Source organism: Acidihalobacter yilgarnensis (assembly GCF_001753245.1).
Classification (GTDB): Bacteria; Pseudomonadota; Gammaproteobacteria; order DSM-5130; family Acidihalobacteraceae; genus Acidihalobacter; species Acidihalobacter yilgarnensis.
In genome coordinates this window covers 3,390,988-3,408,648 of the sequence record NZ_CP017415.1, presented here as the reverse complement: position 1 = coordinate 3,408,648, position 17,661 = coordinate 3,390,988, and the positions used below count along the sequence as shown (strand labels likewise).

16 protein-coding genes and 1 pseudogene are annotated in these 17,661 nt (G+C 60.5%); 8 read left to right on the top strand and 9 right to left on the bottom strand.

Annotation, left to right across the window (positions count from 1 at the left end):
- The first annotated feature begins 45 nt into the window (after window positions 1-45).
- Window positions 46-399, top strand: coding sequence for a hypothetical protein (locus tag BI364_RS16415; RefSeq protein WP_070079650.1), 354 nt, complete (start codon window positions 46-48; stop codon window positions 397-399).
- 127 nt (window positions 400-526) lie between these two features.
- On the opposite strand, the gene BI364_RS16410 is transcribed toward BI364_RS16415, so the two are convergent.
- Together BI364_RS16410 and BI364_RS16405 are read right to left on the bottom strand one after the other, a co-directional pair.
- Window positions 527-1,021, bottom strand: a complete 495-nt coding sequence (locus BI364_RS16410; protein ID WP_070079649.1) for a hypothetical protein — start codon at window positions 1,019-1,021, stop codon at window positions 527-529.
- Window positions 1,022-1,305: 284 nt separating this feature from the next.
- The gene (locus BI364_RS16405) at window positions 1,306-2,007 is read right to left on the bottom strand and encodes an EAL domain-containing protein (protein WP_083251488.1); all 702 of its coding nucleotides are present in this window, start codon (window positions 2,005-2,007) and stop codon (window positions 1,306-1,308) included.
- A gap of 65 nt (window positions 2,008-2,072) precedes the next feature.
- Here BI364_RS16405 and BI364_RS16395 point away from each other — a divergent pair.
- Window positions 2,073-3,199, top strand: a protein-coding gene (locus BI364_RS16395; RefSeq protein ID WP_233279523.1) for an IS3 family transposase whose coding sequence is annotated in 2 segments (ribosomal slippage) — window positions 2,073-2,334 and window positions 2,334-3,199 — 1,128 coding nt in all. Because the reading frame shifts where the segments join, the coding sequence is not laid out codon by codon here.
- On the opposite strand, the gene BI364_RS16390 is transcribed toward BI364_RS16395, so the two are convergent.
- Entirely contained in the window at window positions 3,137-5,527 is a 2,391-nt protein-coding gene (locus BI364_RS16390) for a sensor domain-containing diguanylate cyclase (RefSeq protein ID WP_070079647.1), read from the bottom strand. The two genes, BI364_RS16395 and BI364_RS16390, sit on opposite strands and share 63 nt — an antisense overlap.
- A gap of 323 nt (window positions 5,528-5,850) precedes the next feature.
- Here BI364_RS16390 and BI364_RS16385 point away from each other — a divergent pair, with 323 nt between their 5' ends.
- Window positions 5,851-6,366, top strand: coding sequence for a gamma-glutamylcyclotransferase family protein (locus tag BI364_RS16385; RefSeq protein WP_197495761.1), 516 nt, complete (start codon window positions 5,851-5,853; stop codon window positions 6,364-6,366).
- Between the two features lie 53 nt (window positions 6,367-6,419).
- Here the strand turns inward: BI364_RS16385 and BI364_RS16380 are convergent, their stop codons facing one another.
- The 3 genes from BI364_RS16380 to BI364_RS16370 all read right to left on the bottom strand — a co-directional run bounded on the left by BI364_RS16380 (window position 6,420) and on the right by BI364_RS16370 (window position 8,702).
- Entirely contained in the window at window positions 6,420-6,959 is a 540-nt protein-coding gene (locus tag BI364_RS16380; RefSeq protein WP_083251487.1) for a GNAT family N-acetyltransferase, read from the bottom strand.
- Between the two features lie 97 nt (window positions 6,960-7,056).
- Window positions 7,057-7,317 carry a PCP reductase family protein gene (locus BI364_RS16375; protein WP_197495760.1) on the bottom strand — a complete coding sequence of 87 codons (261 nt, stop codon included), beginning with the start codon at window positions 7,315-7,317 and terminating at the stop codon, window positions 7,057-7,059.
- A gap of 110 nt (window positions 7,318-7,427) precedes the next feature.
- A complete protein-coding gene (locus tag BI364_RS16370) occupies window positions 7,428-8,702 on the bottom strand; it encodes an ABC transporter substrate-binding protein (RefSeq protein WP_083251486.1) in 1,275 nt (424 codons plus the stop codon).
- A gap of 651 nt (window positions 8,703-9,353) precedes the next feature.
- Here BI364_RS16370 and BI364_RS16365 point away from each other — a divergent pair.
- The 3 genes and pseudogenes from BI364_RS16365 (at window position 9,354) to BI364_RS19280 (ending at window position 11,413) form a co-directional block, all read left to right on the top strand.
- Window positions 9,354-10,031: a response regulator transcription factor gene (locus BI364_RS16365; RefSeq protein ID WP_070080166.1), complete on the top strand. Its 678-nt coding sequence runs from the start codon at window positions 9,354-9,356 to the stop codon at window positions 10,029-10,031.
- Between the two features lie 105 nt (window positions 10,032-10,136).
- Window positions 10,137-11,234: pseudogene (locus BI364_RS16360) on the top strand (HAMP domain-containing protein); the annotation flags it as partial.
- Between the two features lie 59 nt (window positions 11,235-11,293).
- Window positions 11,294-11,413, top strand: a complete 120-nt coding sequence (locus BI364_RS19280; RefSeq protein WP_407639326.1) for an ATP-binding protein — start codon at window positions 11,294-11,296, stop codon at window positions 11,411-11,413.
- A 208-nt stretch (window positions 11,414-11,621) separates the two neighbouring features.
- Here BI364_RS19280 and BI364_RS16355 read toward each other — a convergent pair whose 3' ends face one another.
- Together BI364_RS16355 and BI364_RS16350 are read right to left on the bottom strand one after the other, a co-directional pair.
- Entirely contained in the window at window positions 11,622-12,524 is a 903-nt protein-coding gene (locus tag BI364_RS16355) for a DMT family transporter (protein ID WP_070079645.1), read from the bottom strand.
- Between the two features lie 39 nt (window positions 12,525-12,563).
- Entirely contained in the window at window positions 12,564-13,328 is a 765-nt protein-coding gene (locus BI364_RS16350) for an SDR family oxidoreductase (protein WP_070080165.1), read from the bottom strand.
- 157 nt (window positions 13,329-13,485) lie between these two features.
- Between BI364_RS16350 and BI364_RS16345 the strand changes: the two genes are divergently transcribed.
- Window positions 13,486-15,378, top strand: coding sequence for a diguanylate cyclase domain-containing protein (locus BI364_RS16345; RefSeq protein WP_070079644.1), 1,893 nt, complete (start codon window positions 13,486-13,488; stop codon window positions 15,376-15,378).
- On the opposite strand, the gene BI364_RS16340 is transcribed toward BI364_RS16345, so the two are convergent.
- Entirely contained in the window at window positions 15,318-16,070 is a 753-nt protein-coding gene (locus BI364_RS16340) for a gamma-glutamyl-gamma-aminobutyrate hydrolase family protein (protein WP_070079643.1), read from the bottom strand. The two genes, BI364_RS16345 and BI364_RS16340, sit on opposite strands and share 61 nt — an antisense overlap.
- 293 nt (window positions 16,071-16,363) lie before the next feature.
- Here BI364_RS16340 and BI364_RS16335 point away from each other — a divergent pair, with 293 nt between their 5' ends.
- On the top strand, window positions 16,364-17,653 hold the full coding sequence (locus tag BI364_RS16335; protein ID WP_070079642.1) for an ABC transporter substrate-binding protein: 1,290 nt from the start codon (window positions 16,364-16,366) through the stop codon (window positions 17,651-17,653).
- Window positions 17,654-17,661 lie beyond the last annotated feature (8 nt).

Below are 17,661 nucleotides of genomic sequence, written 5' to 3'. Positions count from 1 at the left end.
TCATCGGCGGGCCGTAGCGTTTTTTAATGAAGGAGTGGCGGCGGTATGTCAGTAACCAACGAACTGCTTAGTCCGTTGCAATTTTCCCTGCGTCTGCTGCGTCATCTGGGGCTGTCAATTTTGTTGACGGCGATTTCGCTAGGCGTCGGTGCGGTAGGCTACCATCTGACGGATTCGCTGGGTTGGCTCGATAGCTTCTTCAACGCCAGCATGATACTGACCGGCATGGGGCCGGTTGCGGAAATGCATACAACCGCCGCCAAGCTCTTCTCCATGTTCTACGCGCTGTACAGCGGCATCTATTTCGTGTCGGTGTCGGCCATTCTGGTTTTTCCGGTTGTTCACCGCCTGCTCAAGCGAGTGAGCCTTCAGGCGCAGCACCGAGAAAATCACCTTTAATCCGGAGCATGGTTTCGACTTGCTCTGCCGCCATCGATCATGGTCAACGGAGAGGGGGGTGATAACGCGTTTCAGTTAACGCCTGAGCGTATGGGTGAAGGTGAGGCCCAGTGACCTACTATACGAGTTACGGACGTTCCGATACAGTCATCCCATCGTGAGCCATTGGCTGCCGGCGGGATGAACGACCATGCCGCGCCCAGCGAAAAAAAAGCTCGAAGATATCGGTATCGAGGCGCGCGTCGCACTGCGTGCGCCCGACGTGACCTGATGGGTTGTGAAAGCGCAGTTCGCCCGGCCGCGACTGCGTGACCAGCACGAGGTGACCACCTTTCCGCGGCGGGTGGTTTTCAGGTCGACGTATTGCGGGATGCACCGAAGCGATGAACAGGCGTTGCTTCGCTAGTAACGCAGGGATTTTTGTCGCGTGAATATTGGTCACGATCTCAGCATAGACCCCGAATTCGCGGCGAATCATTTCGACGAACGGTGCATAAATCAGCCCGCGAATGATGCCGTTCTCGCAACGGTATGCGCCGTAATCCAGTGCGGTACGCAGCAGGTCGTGCGTGCGGTGGATCACGCCGCTGCGTGCCGCGAGGATCATTTTCAGGCAGGCCATGCCGCAGATATGGTTCGCCCATGTGGCGTATTCGAATGGTGACGATGCGCCGGAATTGGCCCAGTTCAGGTCGTCGACATGGTTTCGGCGGCAGGCTATGTGTCGTCAGCAAGCATGCTCGATTCTCATTTCGAAAAATAGGGTATGCCTTGCATAACTTATCTTTCCCGCTTCATGTGTGTATTTGAAAACATTGCTGAAATCGGCGCCTCATGCGAAATCGATTTTGGTCGTTGTGTATTGGTGATGTATGGATATGATGGCAATCGATGTCTGATGCGGTATTAGTCATGCGAGTCGATCAGTTGGCTGAATGGGGCCGGTGTTTCCAATAATTTTGTGAGGGCGGTCACGCTTAGTGGGCGACTGAAATAATAACCCTGTATTTCATCGCAACCCTCTTGTGACAGGATTCGTTTCTGGATGAGGGTTTCCACCCCTTCAGCGACTACAGAGAGATTCATCGCCTTGGCCAGGCCAATGATGGATTTCACGATCAATAGCGCATCCTGCGCATGGCTGATTTCGCGGACAAAGGCTTGGTCGATCTTGAGCGTGTCGACAGGGAATTGTCGCAGATAGCTTAGTGAGGAATAACCGGTGCCGAAGTCGTCTATCGAAAGCTTGAGTCCCAAGGACTTGAGGTTGAAAAATTGTTCGAGCGTGGTATTGCCGTTTTCGACAAGACCGGATTCGGTAATTTCGATTTCGAGCCAATCAGGGTGTGCGCCGGTTTCTTCCAGCAATGCGCGTATGCGATTCACATAGTTGGCGGTATGCAATTCCTGACTGGATACATTGACCGAAATGACGAATGAGTCAGGCACAGTGTGCTGCATGCTCAGTCGTTGCATGAGCGCGGTGCGTGCAACCCACTCCCCGACGGGGACGATTAGCCCGGTATCTTCGAGTACGGGGATGAATTCATTGGGCGATACAAGTCCGTGACCCGGCCGATCCCATCGGAAGAACTGGACCCACCTGATTGGACAGTGATTGAACGCTGATAAGTGCTTCCTTCATCATGAGCGAGACGCTCTGGAGAGAAGCGATGAGACGGAAAAGACGAAACCATTCGCCTGAGTTCAAGGCCAAGGTAGCGCTTGCAGCGCTACAGGGTGACCTGACGATGGCTGAGTTGGTCAAGAAGTTCGATGTACATGCCAATCAGATCGCGGACTGGAAGAAGCAGCTGCTGAGCAACGCCTCGGATGTGTTCGGCAAGGGCGCACAGAAGGCTGAACAGTCGGCCGAAACCATTGAGCAGTTGCACGCCAAGATCGGCCAGCTGACGATGGAGAATGATTTTTTAGAACGCGGGCTCGAACGGATTCACGGGCCCAGAGGAAAGCAATGATAGATCGTCAGGATCCGCTGCCGGTAAGGCGGCAATGCGCGTTGCTGGACCTGCCGCGCTCGACGTTCTACCGCGTGGCCAAGCCGGTTACAGACGAGGAACTGGAACTCATGGCGCTGATTGATCGCTGCCACCTGAAGTATCCTTTCTATGGCAGCCGACGCATCCACGACTGGTTGGAAGACCAGGGTCACCGCGTAAACCGCAAGCGGGTTCAGCGCCTGATGCGCACGATGGACCTGAGGGCACAGTACCCGAAGCGCAACCTCAGCTTGGCCAATCAGGCGCACAAGGTCTATCCGTACCTGCTGCGGGATCGGGTTATCGACCGCCCGAACCAGGTCTGGGCGACCGACGTGACCTACATCCCGATGGCGCGGGGCTTTGTGTATCTGGTGGCCATCATGGACTGGCACTCGCGCAAGGTGCTCTCCTGGCGCGTATCGAACACGCTCGATGTGAGCTTCTGCGTCGATGCGCTTGAGGAGGCGATCGAGGCCTACGGCGCCCCGGAGATCTTCAATACCGACCAGGGGAGTCAGTTCACGAGCGAGGCGTTCACCGGCGTTCTCAAGCACCATGGCATCCGCATCAGCATGGATGGCAAGGGTCGGTGGGTCGATAACGTGTTCGTCGAGCGCCTGTGGCGCAGCGTGAAATATGAGGAGGTGTATCTGAAGGCCTACGACAATATCGCCGATGCACGAAGGTCACTGGGGCGATACCTGGCCTTCTACAACGCTGAGAGGCGGCACCAGTCACTGGACCGGCGCACCCCCGACAGCGTGTACTACGAATCCGCCGCCAGACTGGCGGCATAACCCGAGAGAGCACTTAGCGGGCTGTCCAATTTCCCGGGTCCACTTCTGGATGAGGGCTTCCGCGCTGGAAATGGTGCCTGTTTTGGCATTAACTCTGGGTTGATATTCCAGATAAAATTCTTGCCGTTCGACGGCTGTCCGTAAACCAGCTTCGAGGGCATCACGATTTTGCGCGGCCGTATCTTCCTGGGCCGAATAGAAGGCAATGCGTGAGTGCGGGCTGACGGCAGTTTGGATGTGTGTCGCAAACAGCGCATGGTGGATAAGATCGTCGACCTGACGGGCATCGCGCGGATAAAGGGCTGCCCCGATCCGAACGTCAAGATCGACTGCCTCGCGTTCGGTTTTGACCGATTCGGCGAGCGTCGCATGAATTTTCTCCGATAAGGCTTCGATGTAAGCAGGGTCGGCTGCGTCGCCCACGATCAGGCAAAAATCATGATTGCCGAGCCGGGCGACGCGATCCTTAAGCAGGCCCTGCGATTCATCGCTCAGATCGAGTGCCTCAAGGCGTGCCGCCACGGCGAGCAGCACCTGATCGCCAATCGCCCGACCTTTGCTGTCGTTGATTCGTGGGTAATTGACGACGCTGATGGCTAAAACGGCCATTTGAACGGTATTGTGATGGAAGCGTCGCAATTCCTGACGTAGGCGATCTTCAAATAAATTGCGATTGGGTAGACGCGTGAGCGTGTCCCGGTTTGCCAAAAAGCTGATCTGCTGGTCTTTTTCGATATGTTCCAAACCGAGCGCAGTATCCGCCGCCAACTCGTTGAGCAAAGTTAGCTCTTGTTCATCGAAAAAATCGGGTTCGCTGGTATATAGCGCGAGTGCGCCGACCGTAAGGCCGTGCACCTTGAGCGGGAAGGCGGCTGCGGACTGAATGCCGGCATCGTCCAGACCCTCGCGCCATTTGTTCAGACGGGGATCCTCGCTGACCTGATTCGAGAATTTACACTCGCCGGCACGTATGGCCTCCCCCACCAGACCTTGGCCTTCGGGCTGTCCGGGGTCGAGCGTGACGCGAATGGTACGTACGAATGCTTCCGCATTACCGGCCAGTGCCGCGATACGTAAGGCATCGCGGTCTGGCTCGATCAGGCCAATCCAGGCAAATTGCAGGTGCCCGAGTTCGACCACGATACGGCAGGCTTCGTTGAGGAGCTGATCGCGGTCCCGTATTCGGATGATGGCGCCATTGATGGCGCTGAGTATGTGATAGATTCGATTGAGTCTTGTGATGCGTTGTTTCTGAATTTCATCCTGGCGCATGCGTTCTTCCAGCGCACCGGCCATGTTGTCGAAGGCGTCGCCCAATGCGGTTATTTCGCGGGGTCCTGCGAGGATGTGTGTGCGTACGGAATAACGACCGGACGCGATCATGTCGGCCGCCTTTGCCAGCCGCTGAATGGGGCGCAGGATGAGCAGGTTGCCACCGTACCAGGCTAGGATCAGCGTGATCAGCGCGAATGTCGATAGCACTCCGAAATTCCAGTACAGCCTGCTGTCGGCATCCTGCAATGGCGAGGTCATCGGAATTGCGACGATGACGTGCAAGCCATGCCCTAGCGCGTGTGTATTTAACCCGGTCACGGTAACCGCCCACTCATGACCGTCGATTTGCGTGCGCCCAGCCCAGGGGGTGGCCGTCCGTGTATGGGGTTGAATATTGTGTAGGAGTATTTGCTCGTGCGGGATGAGTCGGGTTGAGTCCGGGTAGTGCGCGAGAACATGGCCATTGGCGTCGAGCAGGCTGAAAAATGCACCGGTTGGTAATTGGGCGTGGGATGCGGCGGTTGAAAACCAGTCGAGTGGTAAGGTGGCAAAGAGGATTCGTCGTGCCGTGCCTTGGGTGTCCAGCACAGGATAGGTGGCGACCAGCGTCCGGCGTCCGTTCAAGGGCGCGATGATGCGGTCGCTCAGGATAAAGCGTGGTCTGGGTACGCGCTGCCTGAAATAGGGGAGTGTGGATATGTCGGGATCGTGGCCATATAAGGGAACGCTGCTACATAACAGATGACCGTCGGATTGGATGATGCCGATGTTTGCCAAGTGTGGTGCTTGGTCGATGTAGCGCCGCAAAAATCCCGTACAAACGTCGGCTGATTGCGCGATTTCCGGAATTCTCGCAAGTATCGATAGGGCAGTACGCGCTTCATAGATGGTCTTGAGTTGGTTGACGGCCTCTTTTTGGGTCAGGGTCAGTGCGTATCGCTCAGCCTCTGCGCGTACGGCGTCATGTTCGATATGGCTGATGAAATACATCAGCCCAAAGGCCGGTAGCAAGGCCAGTGCGATCAGTGCCAGGAGCCGACTGCGCAGACCCATTCGCAAGACCCTATTCCAGCGTACGAGAACTGGGTGGCCCAGGCCAAAGGGCCGTAGGTGGGGTATTCAATAATAATATTGAGGGTGCAGTTGTCATGGGATAGCTCGTTCCTGACGTGACCAGGTGGCGAATCGACTATATTCGGCCAGCGGGCTACTGATTCGAATAACCGCAGTCATAGTGACATTTTTTAGGCGCATTGGTTCATAAGCATAACTTTTCCCATCGGCGAGACGAAATGACACGGCTCAGGTCGCTGCGATTCGGGGCGTATCCGATAAAGCGGCCGGCAATATTGAACCCGCGCCGACAGATTTTGTACATGATCGTGATGTCTAACACGATTTTCTATTTTGCCTATGGCTCGAACATGTCGAGCGCACGCCTGCAGGCGCGGGTGGGTTCGGCACGCAACATCGGCGTAGGTAGATTGATGGGGCATTGCCTGGAATTTCACATGCTCAGCCGTATCGACGGCTCGGCCGAGTGTGATGCCTATGCCAAGGAGTGCGTAGCGGATGTGGTGCATGGTGTGCTGTTTCGTCTCGATGCACGGGAGTTGCCGGTGCTGGATCGTTATGAGGGTCGTGGGATTGCCTACGAACGCGTCATGCTGGAAATCGAGTGCCCGGATGGTGGCCGTGTCTACGCGCATACCTACCGTGCACTTCGCGCGGAATCTGGGGTATTGCCCTTCGATGGGTACAAGGCGCATGTGCTGAATGGTGCCCGCGAGCACGGTCTGCCCGCAGCCTATTGGGCGCATCTGGAAAGTGTGCCGGTCGTGCGTGATGGCGATGCGGCACGTCGAGCACGTGAGCTTGCGATATACGACTGAGAGTGTTGGTGTTGTGGCAAAAAACGTCCGTCTATATTTATTTCCGTTTTATTTCAGTCGGTGAAGATTCTTCGGTAGCGCACCTCATGTACCTTGCCATCAAGGAAACGGGGGTCTTGTTTTTCGGTGCGGTCGGACGTGAACCCCTGTTTTTCGTAAAAGCGCCGGGCGCGGTGATTGTCACGGACCACCCATAGCGTGATCGCTTGCCAGCCGACGGCATGGGCATGTTCGAAGACGCTCGCGCATAAACGGCGCCCGTGGCCCCTTCGCCAGGCCCCCGGATGGATATTCAGCGCGATCAATTCGCCGGGCGCGGCGTCTGCGTCGGTATCCCTTGAACTGCCATACACGCAGAAACCGGCCACATGCTCGTGCCCATCCAGCGCGAGCACCACCTGCGTCGCTGGATTGTCTGCGCTGAGGACGCGCATCCATCGGAGAGCCGATTCTCCGGCGTTCAGGCCATCGAGATGCGCTTGCGGCATCATGCCGGGATAAGTGGCACGCCAGGCTTCGACGTGGATACGGGCGATCGCGATCGCATCATCCGGTCGAGCGATGCGTATATGCGGCTTCGACATTCCAGTCATGGCGGCGATCCGGGATGGGTTGCAGTCGCCGCTCGAGTATATCGAAGCGCTTGCCAGTGCGAAGCATGAAGATCCGGACGCTGGACGCGATCAGGCGCTAGCCCATTAGCTTGCCTTTGCTCGCATCCAGAAATGCCACCGTTACGCGGCTCTCCCCGGCCTCTTTGGCAGCTTTTTCGATCTTGCCTTTGGCCATGCTGCGTACGAACGAGGGCATTTTTTCCAGACGTAGCAGTGCTGCATCGTCCCAGGGCAGGGTTTCATCCTTCATGCGATTCTCCTTGAGTGTGGCGATTGCGATTTGTCTTGCAGGCAGACGGGCAACGCAATATTCAAGCCAGCTCTCGGTCCGCGACATTCGGGTATTCCGGTGTCGAGGGCTTGTCGCAAAGCCCACGCGGGCTCCATTTTGTGAAGATTTCGACACGGGGCGCACGTATTAGATGGTCCCGTGTCTTTGCAGTGATGTCAGCCGTGCGCGCCGATGTTGGCGATTTGTTTTGCACTGAGGGTTCCGATCGGGTCGATATGGCCCTGTTTGACGCGCCAGACGACCATCGGTCCCTTGACGTCGCCGGTGGCGTTGAAGTGCAGCGCGCCTGAGGCGCCGATGTAACGGATCGGCTTGCCGGCGGCGAGCAATTTTTCCGCCTTGCGGAAACCGCGCACCGAGGCGTAGATCGGGGCGCCCTTCGGGTCGGTGACGCGCGGGATCATGTCACGCACGCGCGCGCCGGTGACGGCGCCGCCTGCCTTGGCGGCATAGGCCGCGAGTGCCGCGATGGCCGTCGCGTCGTAGGTCGAGGCATCGTAGGACTCGCTCATGGGATGCCCGTAGGCACGCTTGAAGGCCTTCGCAACATAGCCGAGGCTGCGCGTGCGGGTATTGCCCGGCACGGTGCCCCAGGTATGCCCGTCGAGATAACGGCCGCCGATGGCACTGACGAATTGCGGCGCGTGCAGGGCGTCGGGGAACAGGTAGGTATGCGGACCGCCGGCGCTGATCCATTCGCGTACGATCACCTCGCCGGTGTTCGGGTAGCCGACCAGGAACAGCGCCTGGGGATGCCCTTGCATGGCCTGATGTACCTCGCTGCGGTAGGACGGCTGCCGCGGATTGAAGGCGATGCTGGCGGTGACCGTGCCGCCCATGGCCTTGAATTCATGCTCGAAGCGACCCGCCAGGCCGCTGCCATAAGGATTGTTGAGGTACATCACGGCGACGCGCTTGAGCTTGGCTTGCTGGTGGGCGACAGAGGCCATGGCCACGCCTTGCAGGGCATCGGAAGGTGCCGTGCGGAACCAATAGCCGCCGGTCTTGCCTTGCTGGGCGAGCGTGGTGAACGCCGGCGAGGTGGACGACGGCGAAATCTGTACGACGTGGCTTGGCGCGGTCACCGAAGTCAATATCGCCATCGAGACGCCGCTGGACGATGCGCCGACGATGGCCGGTACATGGTCGAGGTCGACCAGTTTTTTCGCAGCATCGACGCCGATGGCTGGCTTGGTCTGGCTGTTGCTGATCACGGCCTTGAGGCGGCAGACGCCCGGCCCGCCGGCCTTGTCGATCTGTTGAATGGCGAGCTGTGCCATTTGTACGTTTTCTTGCCCCTGAGCGCTCAGTTCGCCGGAGGTCGGCAACACGATACCGATGGGAATGGTGCAGGCGGCATGCGCCATGAGCGTGGTCAGTGGTAAGACCATCAGGCTTGGCACGATGAGATTTTTGAGGCGATGAGTCATCCAGTGCTTCTCCCTTGCGCGAATGGATTTTTGTCATAAAGACATGTAATCGACCACATTATTCGTAAGGGGTTCAGGCGAACATCCCGCAGGGTGGGATCGTATGGAATCCAGTTTGATTGTTTTATCGGTGCGAAATACGAGGTTGCTGGATTTAATGACGTGCCCGCACATGCCACGATTCGTGCCGTCGCGACCGTATTTCAGAGGGTTGGATTTCAAGCAGAAATGTCGCGCAATGCGCGCGGCTGCATTTGAGCGGTGCGCATAAAAAACGGCCCCACTGTAGGGGCCGAGTCAGGAGGAGAGCTAGGGGTCTCGCCTGAGGTGTCGCGTGAGCTGGCGCGGATGTATCAAGCGATGGCCGCAGGCGTCGGATGCGGTCGTCGTGGATTGGTATGACGTTGGCAGGGAGCGGTAAAGCCTTGGCATCCGAAGCAGATTGCGTCTTGATGCGTCATGATCCACCGCTCCTTCCGTGTCTGCTGAACGTCATTGTCCTGCGATGGATGCAGTATCCGCGTGAGCCCCGCAAAGGTGCATGCTGAATGGGTAAAGCTATGTAAAGCGGGGCAATACTTTGCTGCCGAGGCACGTGGGCTGTGGCAGCATGATTTCAGGTAAACCAAGGACAGACGGGCCAGGATGACGATGAATCGTGTGTTGTTGATCGACGATGACGAAGAATTGTGCGAGATGCTTGCGGAATATCTTGAGGCCGAAGGCTTCGATGTGACGTCGGCGCATAACGGAGAGGATGGCGTGCAGCAGGCGCTTGCCGGCGACGCCGATGCCGTGGTGCTGGATATCATGCTGCCGGGCCAGAGTGGCCTGGAGTCGCTCCGGCAGATTCGCCAACAGTCGCTGGTGCCCGTGCTCATGTTGACCGCCAAGGGCGATGACGTCGACCGTATCGTCGGCCTTGAGTTGGGCGCCGACGACTACCTGCCCAAGCCATGCAATCCGCGTGAACTGGTGGCACGGTTGCGTGCGGTATTGCGCCGGGCAACGCCCGGCGCTTCGCGGGAGACGTTGCGCGTGGGCGAAGTGACCCTCCGCTCGGCCGAGCGGGTGGCCGAGTGGGCAGGTGAGCGCATGGCCCTGACCAGCACGGAATTCAACCTGCTGGAAACCTTGGCGCGTCAGGCCGGGCGAGTGGTTAGCAAGGAGGAGATTTCCGAGCGTGTTCTCGGGCATCCGTTGTCGCGATACGACCGTAGTGTGGATGTTCATGTGAGCAATCTGCGGCGCAAGCTTGGGCAATTACCGGACGGACGTTCGCCGATTCAGACGGTGCGCGGTATCGGTTATCAGCTCGTGGCGGCCTAGTTCGTGGGGCGACTATTTTGGAAGATATTCCTTGGTTTCTGGGTGGTGCAGATCGCCATCGGGGCGGCCGTGGGCGCGGCGGTATATCTGCACAACCAGGCGCGCATGCGTGAGATCACGGATGTGGCTGGTGGGCCGCAGGTGGACTTTGCGGTGACCTCCGCTGCCACCGTGCTGCACTTTGGCGGCGTGCCGGCGCTGCGTGAACTGTTTACCAGCTCCAGCTTTTGGCAACACTTCCCGGTGCTGGTCGTGAGCGACAAAGGCGTGGATATCTTCGGGCGTTCGGTACCGGCGACGGTGCTGGGTAAGGCGCAGTCCGCCCTCGCTGCCGGTGATGCCGGTCCCGGTCTGCGACTGGTCGCGGCGCCCGATGGCAAGCGTTACCTGATGTTCATCCCTATCGAGCTGCGGGTGCACCCGAGCGCTGCGGCGCGCAGGGCGCTGGTGCGCGACGAGTTGATTGTCCGCCTGGGGGCCGCGCTTGCCGCCAGCCTGTTGTTCAGTCTGGGTCTTGCCTGGTATCTGACGCGTCCGGTGCGTCACCTGCAGCGTGCCACGCGCGCCTTGGCGGCGGGCTCGCTGGACACGCGCGTACTGCCGCGCATGGGCACCCGGCGTGACGAAATCGCCGATCTTGGGCGGGATTTCGACCATATGGCGACACGTTTGCAGGCATTGGTGACGGCGCAGCAGCGCTTGCTGCACGACGTTTCTCATGAGCTGCGTTCACCGCTGGCACGCCTCGGCGTCGCCGTCGCGCTGGCACGTCAGCAACCAGACAAACTGGGAACGGCGTTGACGCGCATCGAGCGCGAGAGTGGCCGTCTGGACGAGCTGGTCGGCGAACTGCTGACGCTCTCGCGCATGAATGCGGGGGTGGACATGGGGCCGGAGGAGCGCGTAGATCTCGCGGCGCTGATCGGGCAGGTGGTCTCCGATGCCAATTTCGAGGCTTCCGACGGACGTAGCGTGGTGCTCGAGTGCGTCGGCACGGCGCAGCTGATGGGGCGTGAGGAATTGTTGCGTCGGGCGCTGGAGAATGTGGTGCGCAATGCCCTGCGCTTCTCGCCTCCGAATGATCAGGTCGAGGTATCGGTTACCCTGGCAGGCAGCGATATTCTCGTGCGGGTTTGTGATCGTGGGCCGGGCATGAGTGAGCCGTTGCTCGCCACGGTGTTCGAACCCTTCGTGCGTGGCGCACAGTCCCCGACCGGGGGCGTGCCGGCTACGGCCTGGGGCTCGCCATCGCCAAGCATGCGGTGGAGACTCACAAGGGAACCATCCTGGCCGAGAATCGTGCCGATGGTGGGCTGTGCATGACGCTCAGCTTGCCGGCCATGTTGCCTGCCTTGCCTGCACCCAAGCAGATGAACGCCTGAGACGCTATCGGCCTGCGCCGCGATGGCCGCCGCACCGGGGGGTGTGAAGTAAGCCGCGCCCGTCGATACCGGAAACACGCTACCTTGCGGTACAGCGGTGTGTTCTTCACCCCTTCCGGCGGATATGCCCGTCCAGCGTCATACGGGGTGATGTAGCGGTATCGTACCGGTGTACGGCGCGAAGCTCGCCCCGAGCTTTGCCGGGTCCCTATGCGCGTCGAAAGGGTAGGCGACCGGTCGCCACGAACAGGCCGGCGAGGATCAGCGCAAGCCCACCGAGATCGGGGAGGCTGACGCGCTCGCCGAGCAACACGGCCGAGAGTATCAGTCCGAAGGCTGGCATGAGATGGATGAATACCCCGGCGTGCTCGGCGCCGATCATGCCCACCGCCTTGTTCCAGAACATATAGGCGAGCACCGAGGCGAATAGGGCGAGGTAGGCCACGCTGACGACCAAGGTGCCGTCGAAGTGCACCGGACGATGTTCGACGAAGGTTTCCAGCAGGTAGAAAGGCAGCAGGATGGTCAGGCCGATGATGACGGTGGCGACGAACAGTCCGCGCCCACCGATGCCCGGGGGCAGGCGGCGCAGGAGCACGGAGTACAGCGCCCAGCTGAAGACGCCGGCGAGTACCCAGAGATTGCCGGTGTGGTGGATCAGGCTGCCGAAGGCGGCGAGGTGGCCGTGACTGAGCACCAGCAACACGCCGGCAGCGGAGATCGCGACGCCGAGCGTTTGACGCGGGCGCAGCGGATTGCCGAGTAGCGGGGGCGCGAGCAGCAGGATGAAGACCGGAATTGCCGAGATCAGCAGCAAGGCGTTGACTGCACTGGTGGTCTGCACGCCCACATAAATCAAGGTGTTGAAGGCCCCTACGCTGAGCAGCCCGAGAATCAGCATCAGCACGGGTCTACGCCGCATCAGCGGCCATTGCGCGCGCAGTTCCTGCAGTCCCCAGGGTATGACGAAGACGGCGACGACCAGCCAGCGCCAGAAGGCCAAGCCTACAGGCGGAACACTGTTGTGAACCGCACGCGCGAGGACGAAGTTGCCGGCCCAGAACAGGGCGGTCAGCGTGAGCAGTACATAGGCGAGACGGTTGGCATTCATGCGTACAGGGTTCCTGTTGCGCGAGACGGCGAAGGTCGGCTAGTCGCGGTAGATCATGCGGCGGGTCATACCGCCGTCGACGACGTAGTTCTGTCCGGTGATGAAGCCGGCCTCGGTGGAGAGCAGGAAGGCGGCGAGCGCGGCCACGTCGCCAGGTACGCCGACGCGTCCGGCGGGGTGTTGGGCGTGATCCTCGGGGCTGAGTGTGGGTAGCTCCGCACGCGAAGGCTTGCGCCAGTCGCGCACCTCGATCCAGCCCGGCGAGATGCAATTGACGCGGATATCTGGGCCCAGGCTGACGGCCAGCGCGTGAGTCAGCGCCACTACGCCGCCCTTGGAGGCTGCATAGGCCTCGGTATTCGGCTCCGACTGCAGGGCGCGGGTCGAGGCGATGTTGACCACTGTGCCGCGAGCCGCGCGCAGGGCGGGCACGGCGTGTTTGACGGTGAGAAAGTAGCCGGTGAGGTTGACGCCGAGCCAGCGGTTCCAGTCGGCCAGATCCAGCGATTCCACTGGCCCGCACTCGGGGCCTGCGATGCCCGCATTGTTGACCAGCGCATCAAGACGGCCGTAACGCGTGACGGCCGCTTGCACGCAGCGCGCCACGTCGGTCTCCTCCGCAGTGTCGACGCACTCGAAGGCTAGATCCCAACGGCGGGATGCGATCTCGCCGGCCTCGCTATCGATATCCGCGATCATGACCCGGTAACCGTCTTCGCGCAGGCGGCGGGCGATGCCGAGCCCGATGCCCTGGGCGCCGCCGGTGATCAGAGCCGCAGGGGCCTCTCGTGCCGCCGTATCCATATGATTCAAAAAACCTCCTGAAGCGATGACGATGCCGGAGCGTGACATTATCGGGAAACTGCCGGCGCATGTCAGTGCCGATATTGGGACCGGGACTATGCAACGGGGTTCAATCCGACAAATGCGCCCGGTCGACTAGACTCAATTCAATGCGGGGGTGCAGAGACAGGCCGCCGGCACATCGGAGGGCGGGGCGCTGGGCTGGGAGCGACGGGAAAAGGCATGGTTCAAGGACAACACTTGGGTGCTGCCCGTACTGGTGGGGGCGATACTGCTGCTGTTGGTCTTCCTGCTGTGGATCATGCTCCATGCCGGGGATCATGCGCGCCTCAAGCTGATCATCAAGGCGGAAAGCGAGCGCATTGCCGCAGTGATCGACGGCGATCTACGCATGCGCATACCAGCCTTGCAGCGCATGGCCAGACGTTGGGATGCGGAGGGGGGGAGTACGCGAATCGCCTGGGAGGCGGATGCGCGTAGTTATCTCGCCGACATGCCGGGTTTCCAGTCGCTGGCCTGGGTGGGGCCGAGTGGCCGGGTGCGCTGGATCATGCCCGCCAGCGCCCCGCCGCCGCCGATGCTGCCCGATGGGCAGCAACACCCGGACCGGCGTGAGTCCACGGCGGGACCGGTCATCCCGCTCGGCGATCACGGTCATGGCTTTGCAATCTATCTGCCGCTCAACGCTCATGGCAGGGCCGATGGGTTCATCGTGGCAGTGGTGCAGGCCGACGCTTGGTTGAACGATGTGCTTATGCACAGCGATGAGATCAATCTTGACCGCGATTATGGGTTGTCGATTCGCTTTGGCGGGCAAGCGTTGTTCTCGGTCGGGCATGTGTCGGGCGACCCACTCGTGGCCACGTGGCGACAACGCAATCACCTCGAATTGCTCAATCGGCGTCTCGTCGTCACGGTTTGGCCGACGGCGCGATTCTTCGCGCGCACGCATTCGGAACAGGCGGAGGTGGCGTTGATCGGTGGGCTGGGACTGGTACTGCTCGCCGTCTATATGGTGTTCCTGTATCAGCGCGCCTCGTACGCCTTGTTGCGCGGCGCAGCGATGAACGCGTCGCTTAAGGCTGAAATTTCCGAGCGTCATCGTGTGGAGGCGGCACTGCGCGACAGCGAGTCCCAAAGCCGTGCGGTCTTCGAGGCCGTGCTGGATAGTATTGTCACCATCGACATGGAAGGGCACATCCTGTCCGCCAATCCAGCGGCGCAGGCTATGTTCGGCTATCCGCAGAGCGAGATGTTGGGTAGCAACGTCAGCATGCTGATGCCCGCGCCTCAGGCTGGCGAACATGATGGCTATATTCGCGGTTATCTCGATACGGGCGAACGCAAGATCATCGGTATCGGCCGCGAAGTCGAGGGACAACGCCGCGATGGACGGGCCTTTCCGCTTGCGCTGTCGATCTCGGAGATGCGCGTGTCCGGCGAACGCCGTTTCGTGGGCGTGATGCGCGACATCACCGCTCGTCGCCGCGCCGAGGAGGAAATCCGGCACATGGCCACCCACGACCCATTGACCGACCTACCCACCGCACGGCTGGCCAACGACCGATTGGAGCAGGCCATTGCCGAAGCACGTCGTACCCGAAAACTGATGGCGGTCATGTTCCTGGACCTCGATGGCTTCAAGCCGGTAAACGACACCTATGGACATGTTATTGGCGACGAAGTGCTCAAGCAGGTTGCCACACGTTTGTCCGAAGGGTTGCGCGAGGTGGACACGGTCGCGCGTATCGGCGGCGACGAATTTCTGATTGTGGCCGGTGCACTGGATGGGCGTGAGGGCGCCGAGCGTATCGCACGAAAGGTCGCCGATTTGCTACATCCTCCATTATTCACGGGGAATGGCGAGCCGATGTACGTGGGTTGCAGCCTGGGTGTGGCGCTTTACCCGCAGGACGGTGACGCGCCGGAGACGTTGATCAATCAGGCCGACCGCGCGATGTATCGCATCAAGCACAGTACCAAGGATGGTTATGCCTTTGCCGAACCGGAAGGCAAGGATGGCGATCCCGGTGCGGCGGTTCGCTTGTAGCCCAGCGCGGCGGCGACCAGGCAGTCGAACAGCCGTTGTTGTACTGGATCCTTGTCGGCGTTGAGTTCCGGGTGCCATTGCACGCCTACCAGGAAGGGATGCGTTTCGTGCTCGAAGGCCTCGATCACGCCGTCGGGAGCCCAGGCATTGGCGCGCAATCCGCGCCCCAGCGTCGAAATGGCCTGGTGGTGGCCAGACAGAGACGAAAATTGCGATGTGCCCAGCCAGCCGTGCAAGCGACTATCTGGCGCAAGGCGTATTTCATGGGGCAGGACGGCCCATTCATCGCCGACGTGAGCAACATCTTGACCGTATACATCGGGCAGGTGGCTGTGGATTCCGCCGCCAAGGGTCACGTTCACGATCTGCATGCCGCGGCAAATCGCAAGCAAGGGGATATTGCGGGCAACGGCGGCGCGCGCAAGCGTCATCTCGGCTCGGTCGCGATGCGGATTCAGGTGAGAGAGCGGCATGCGCGGCGCCTCGCCGTAGGCCGTGGGGTCGATGTCTTCGCCGCCGATCAGAATCAGCCCGTCGATCAGTTCCAGGTATTCGGCCATGCGCACCGGCAACGGTAGCAGCGGCAATGGCAGGCCACCGGCGCGGTGGATGGCGGCAGGATAGCCCTTGGGACACTCGTAGCGCCCGCGAGGGGTGGGGCCGAATGTCGAGATGCCGATAATGGTGCTCACGGGGTGCCTTTCGGTTCCAGTTGCGGGGCTGCCGGCACGTTGCCGACAGCCCCGGTATCTTGGCGCTAAATGGCCTTGAACCCAAGCCCCTTGCGGACATAAAGTCGCAGGGGCTTGGCCAATCGAGGGTCAAGGGGGCATACTCTGCGCCCTCTGCCGGCTGGCCACTCTCGTCGGCAGCGCTTAGCATCGATAACCTCAGATTGTTCGGGAATTAGTTGCGGTTATATACTCAGATTGCCACCGTAACAGTTGACCAAGCAAACTATTGAAATTCATGAGGAGGAGAGGTCATGGCCGACAAGAAAACACCCGGTTCGACGGGGGAAGGCAATGAAGGGCGGAGTGCGTTTTCACGACGCGACTTTCTGAAGGCGGGCGCGGTACTCGCCGCCTCGCAGGCGCTCACGCTGGGTTCGCGCAACGCTTATGCCGCAAGCGATGCGGTGCGTATCGGCGTACTCAACCCATCCACTGGCACCTACGCGGAATTGGGTCGCAACCAGACCCGCGGCGCCGAGATGGCCGCCGCCGAAGTCAACGCCCATGGCGGCGTGCTGGGCCGCAAGCTTGAGCTGATCGTAACCGATACTGGCTCGAAGACTGGCTTGGCCGTGTCCAAGGCGCATCAGCTCGTGAAACAGCACGGCGTGCACTTCATGCAGGGAACCGTGTCCTCGGCGGTGTCCGAGGCAATCGAACAGGCTAGCCGCGAAATGGGCGTGCTGTTCGTGGATTCCGGCGGCCACGCGACCCCGGTGACCGGTACGCACTGCAGCTGGAGTACCTTCCGCGTGTGCACGACCACCTACATGCTGGCCGCGGGCATCGCCGAGACCCTGATGAACAAGTACGGCAAGCGCTGGTACTTCCTGACCCCGAACTACGCCTTCGGCTTGACCGAACAGGCGGCCTTCGAACGCATCCTCAAGGCGCACGGCGGCACCGTGCTGGGCTCGGCACTGGCACCCCTCGGCACCACCGACTTTTCCTCCTACCTGATCCAGGCTCAGGCCGCCAAGCCAGACTGCCTGATCATCCTGCAGGCTGGCGACGACCTCGTACATGCCTTGACCCAGGTGAATCAGTTTGGTCTGCAGAAGAAGTTCGGCGTGGCGGGCGGCATGATGGAGCTTGAAGTGCTGCAGGCGCTACCCGCAGCGGCCCGCGTCGGTGACTGGAGCTTCGAGTGGTGGTGGAATCAGCCGAACGTGCCCGAAGTCAAACCCTTCGTCGAGCATTACCGGCAGCGCAACGGCGGCAAGTACCCGACCGCACGCAGCTGGTTCGGCTATGTAGCCACGCATGCCATCGCGCAGGCGGCCAACGAGGCCAAGTCGCTGGATTCGGTCAAGGTGTCGCGCGCCATGGCGGGTATGACCTTGCCGGCCAGCGTCGGCCTGTCACCGGCCAAGCTGCAGTTCCGCGCGGACGACCACCAGCTGATGGCGGGCATCTTTGCAGGTGAGGTCAAATCCGGCGGGCAATACCCCGACCTGTTCAATGTTCTCAAATACGAGCCCGGCGCCAGCATCACCCAGAGCGCTGCCGAAAAGGGCTGCCATATGACCTACCCGAGCTGAGGAGAAGC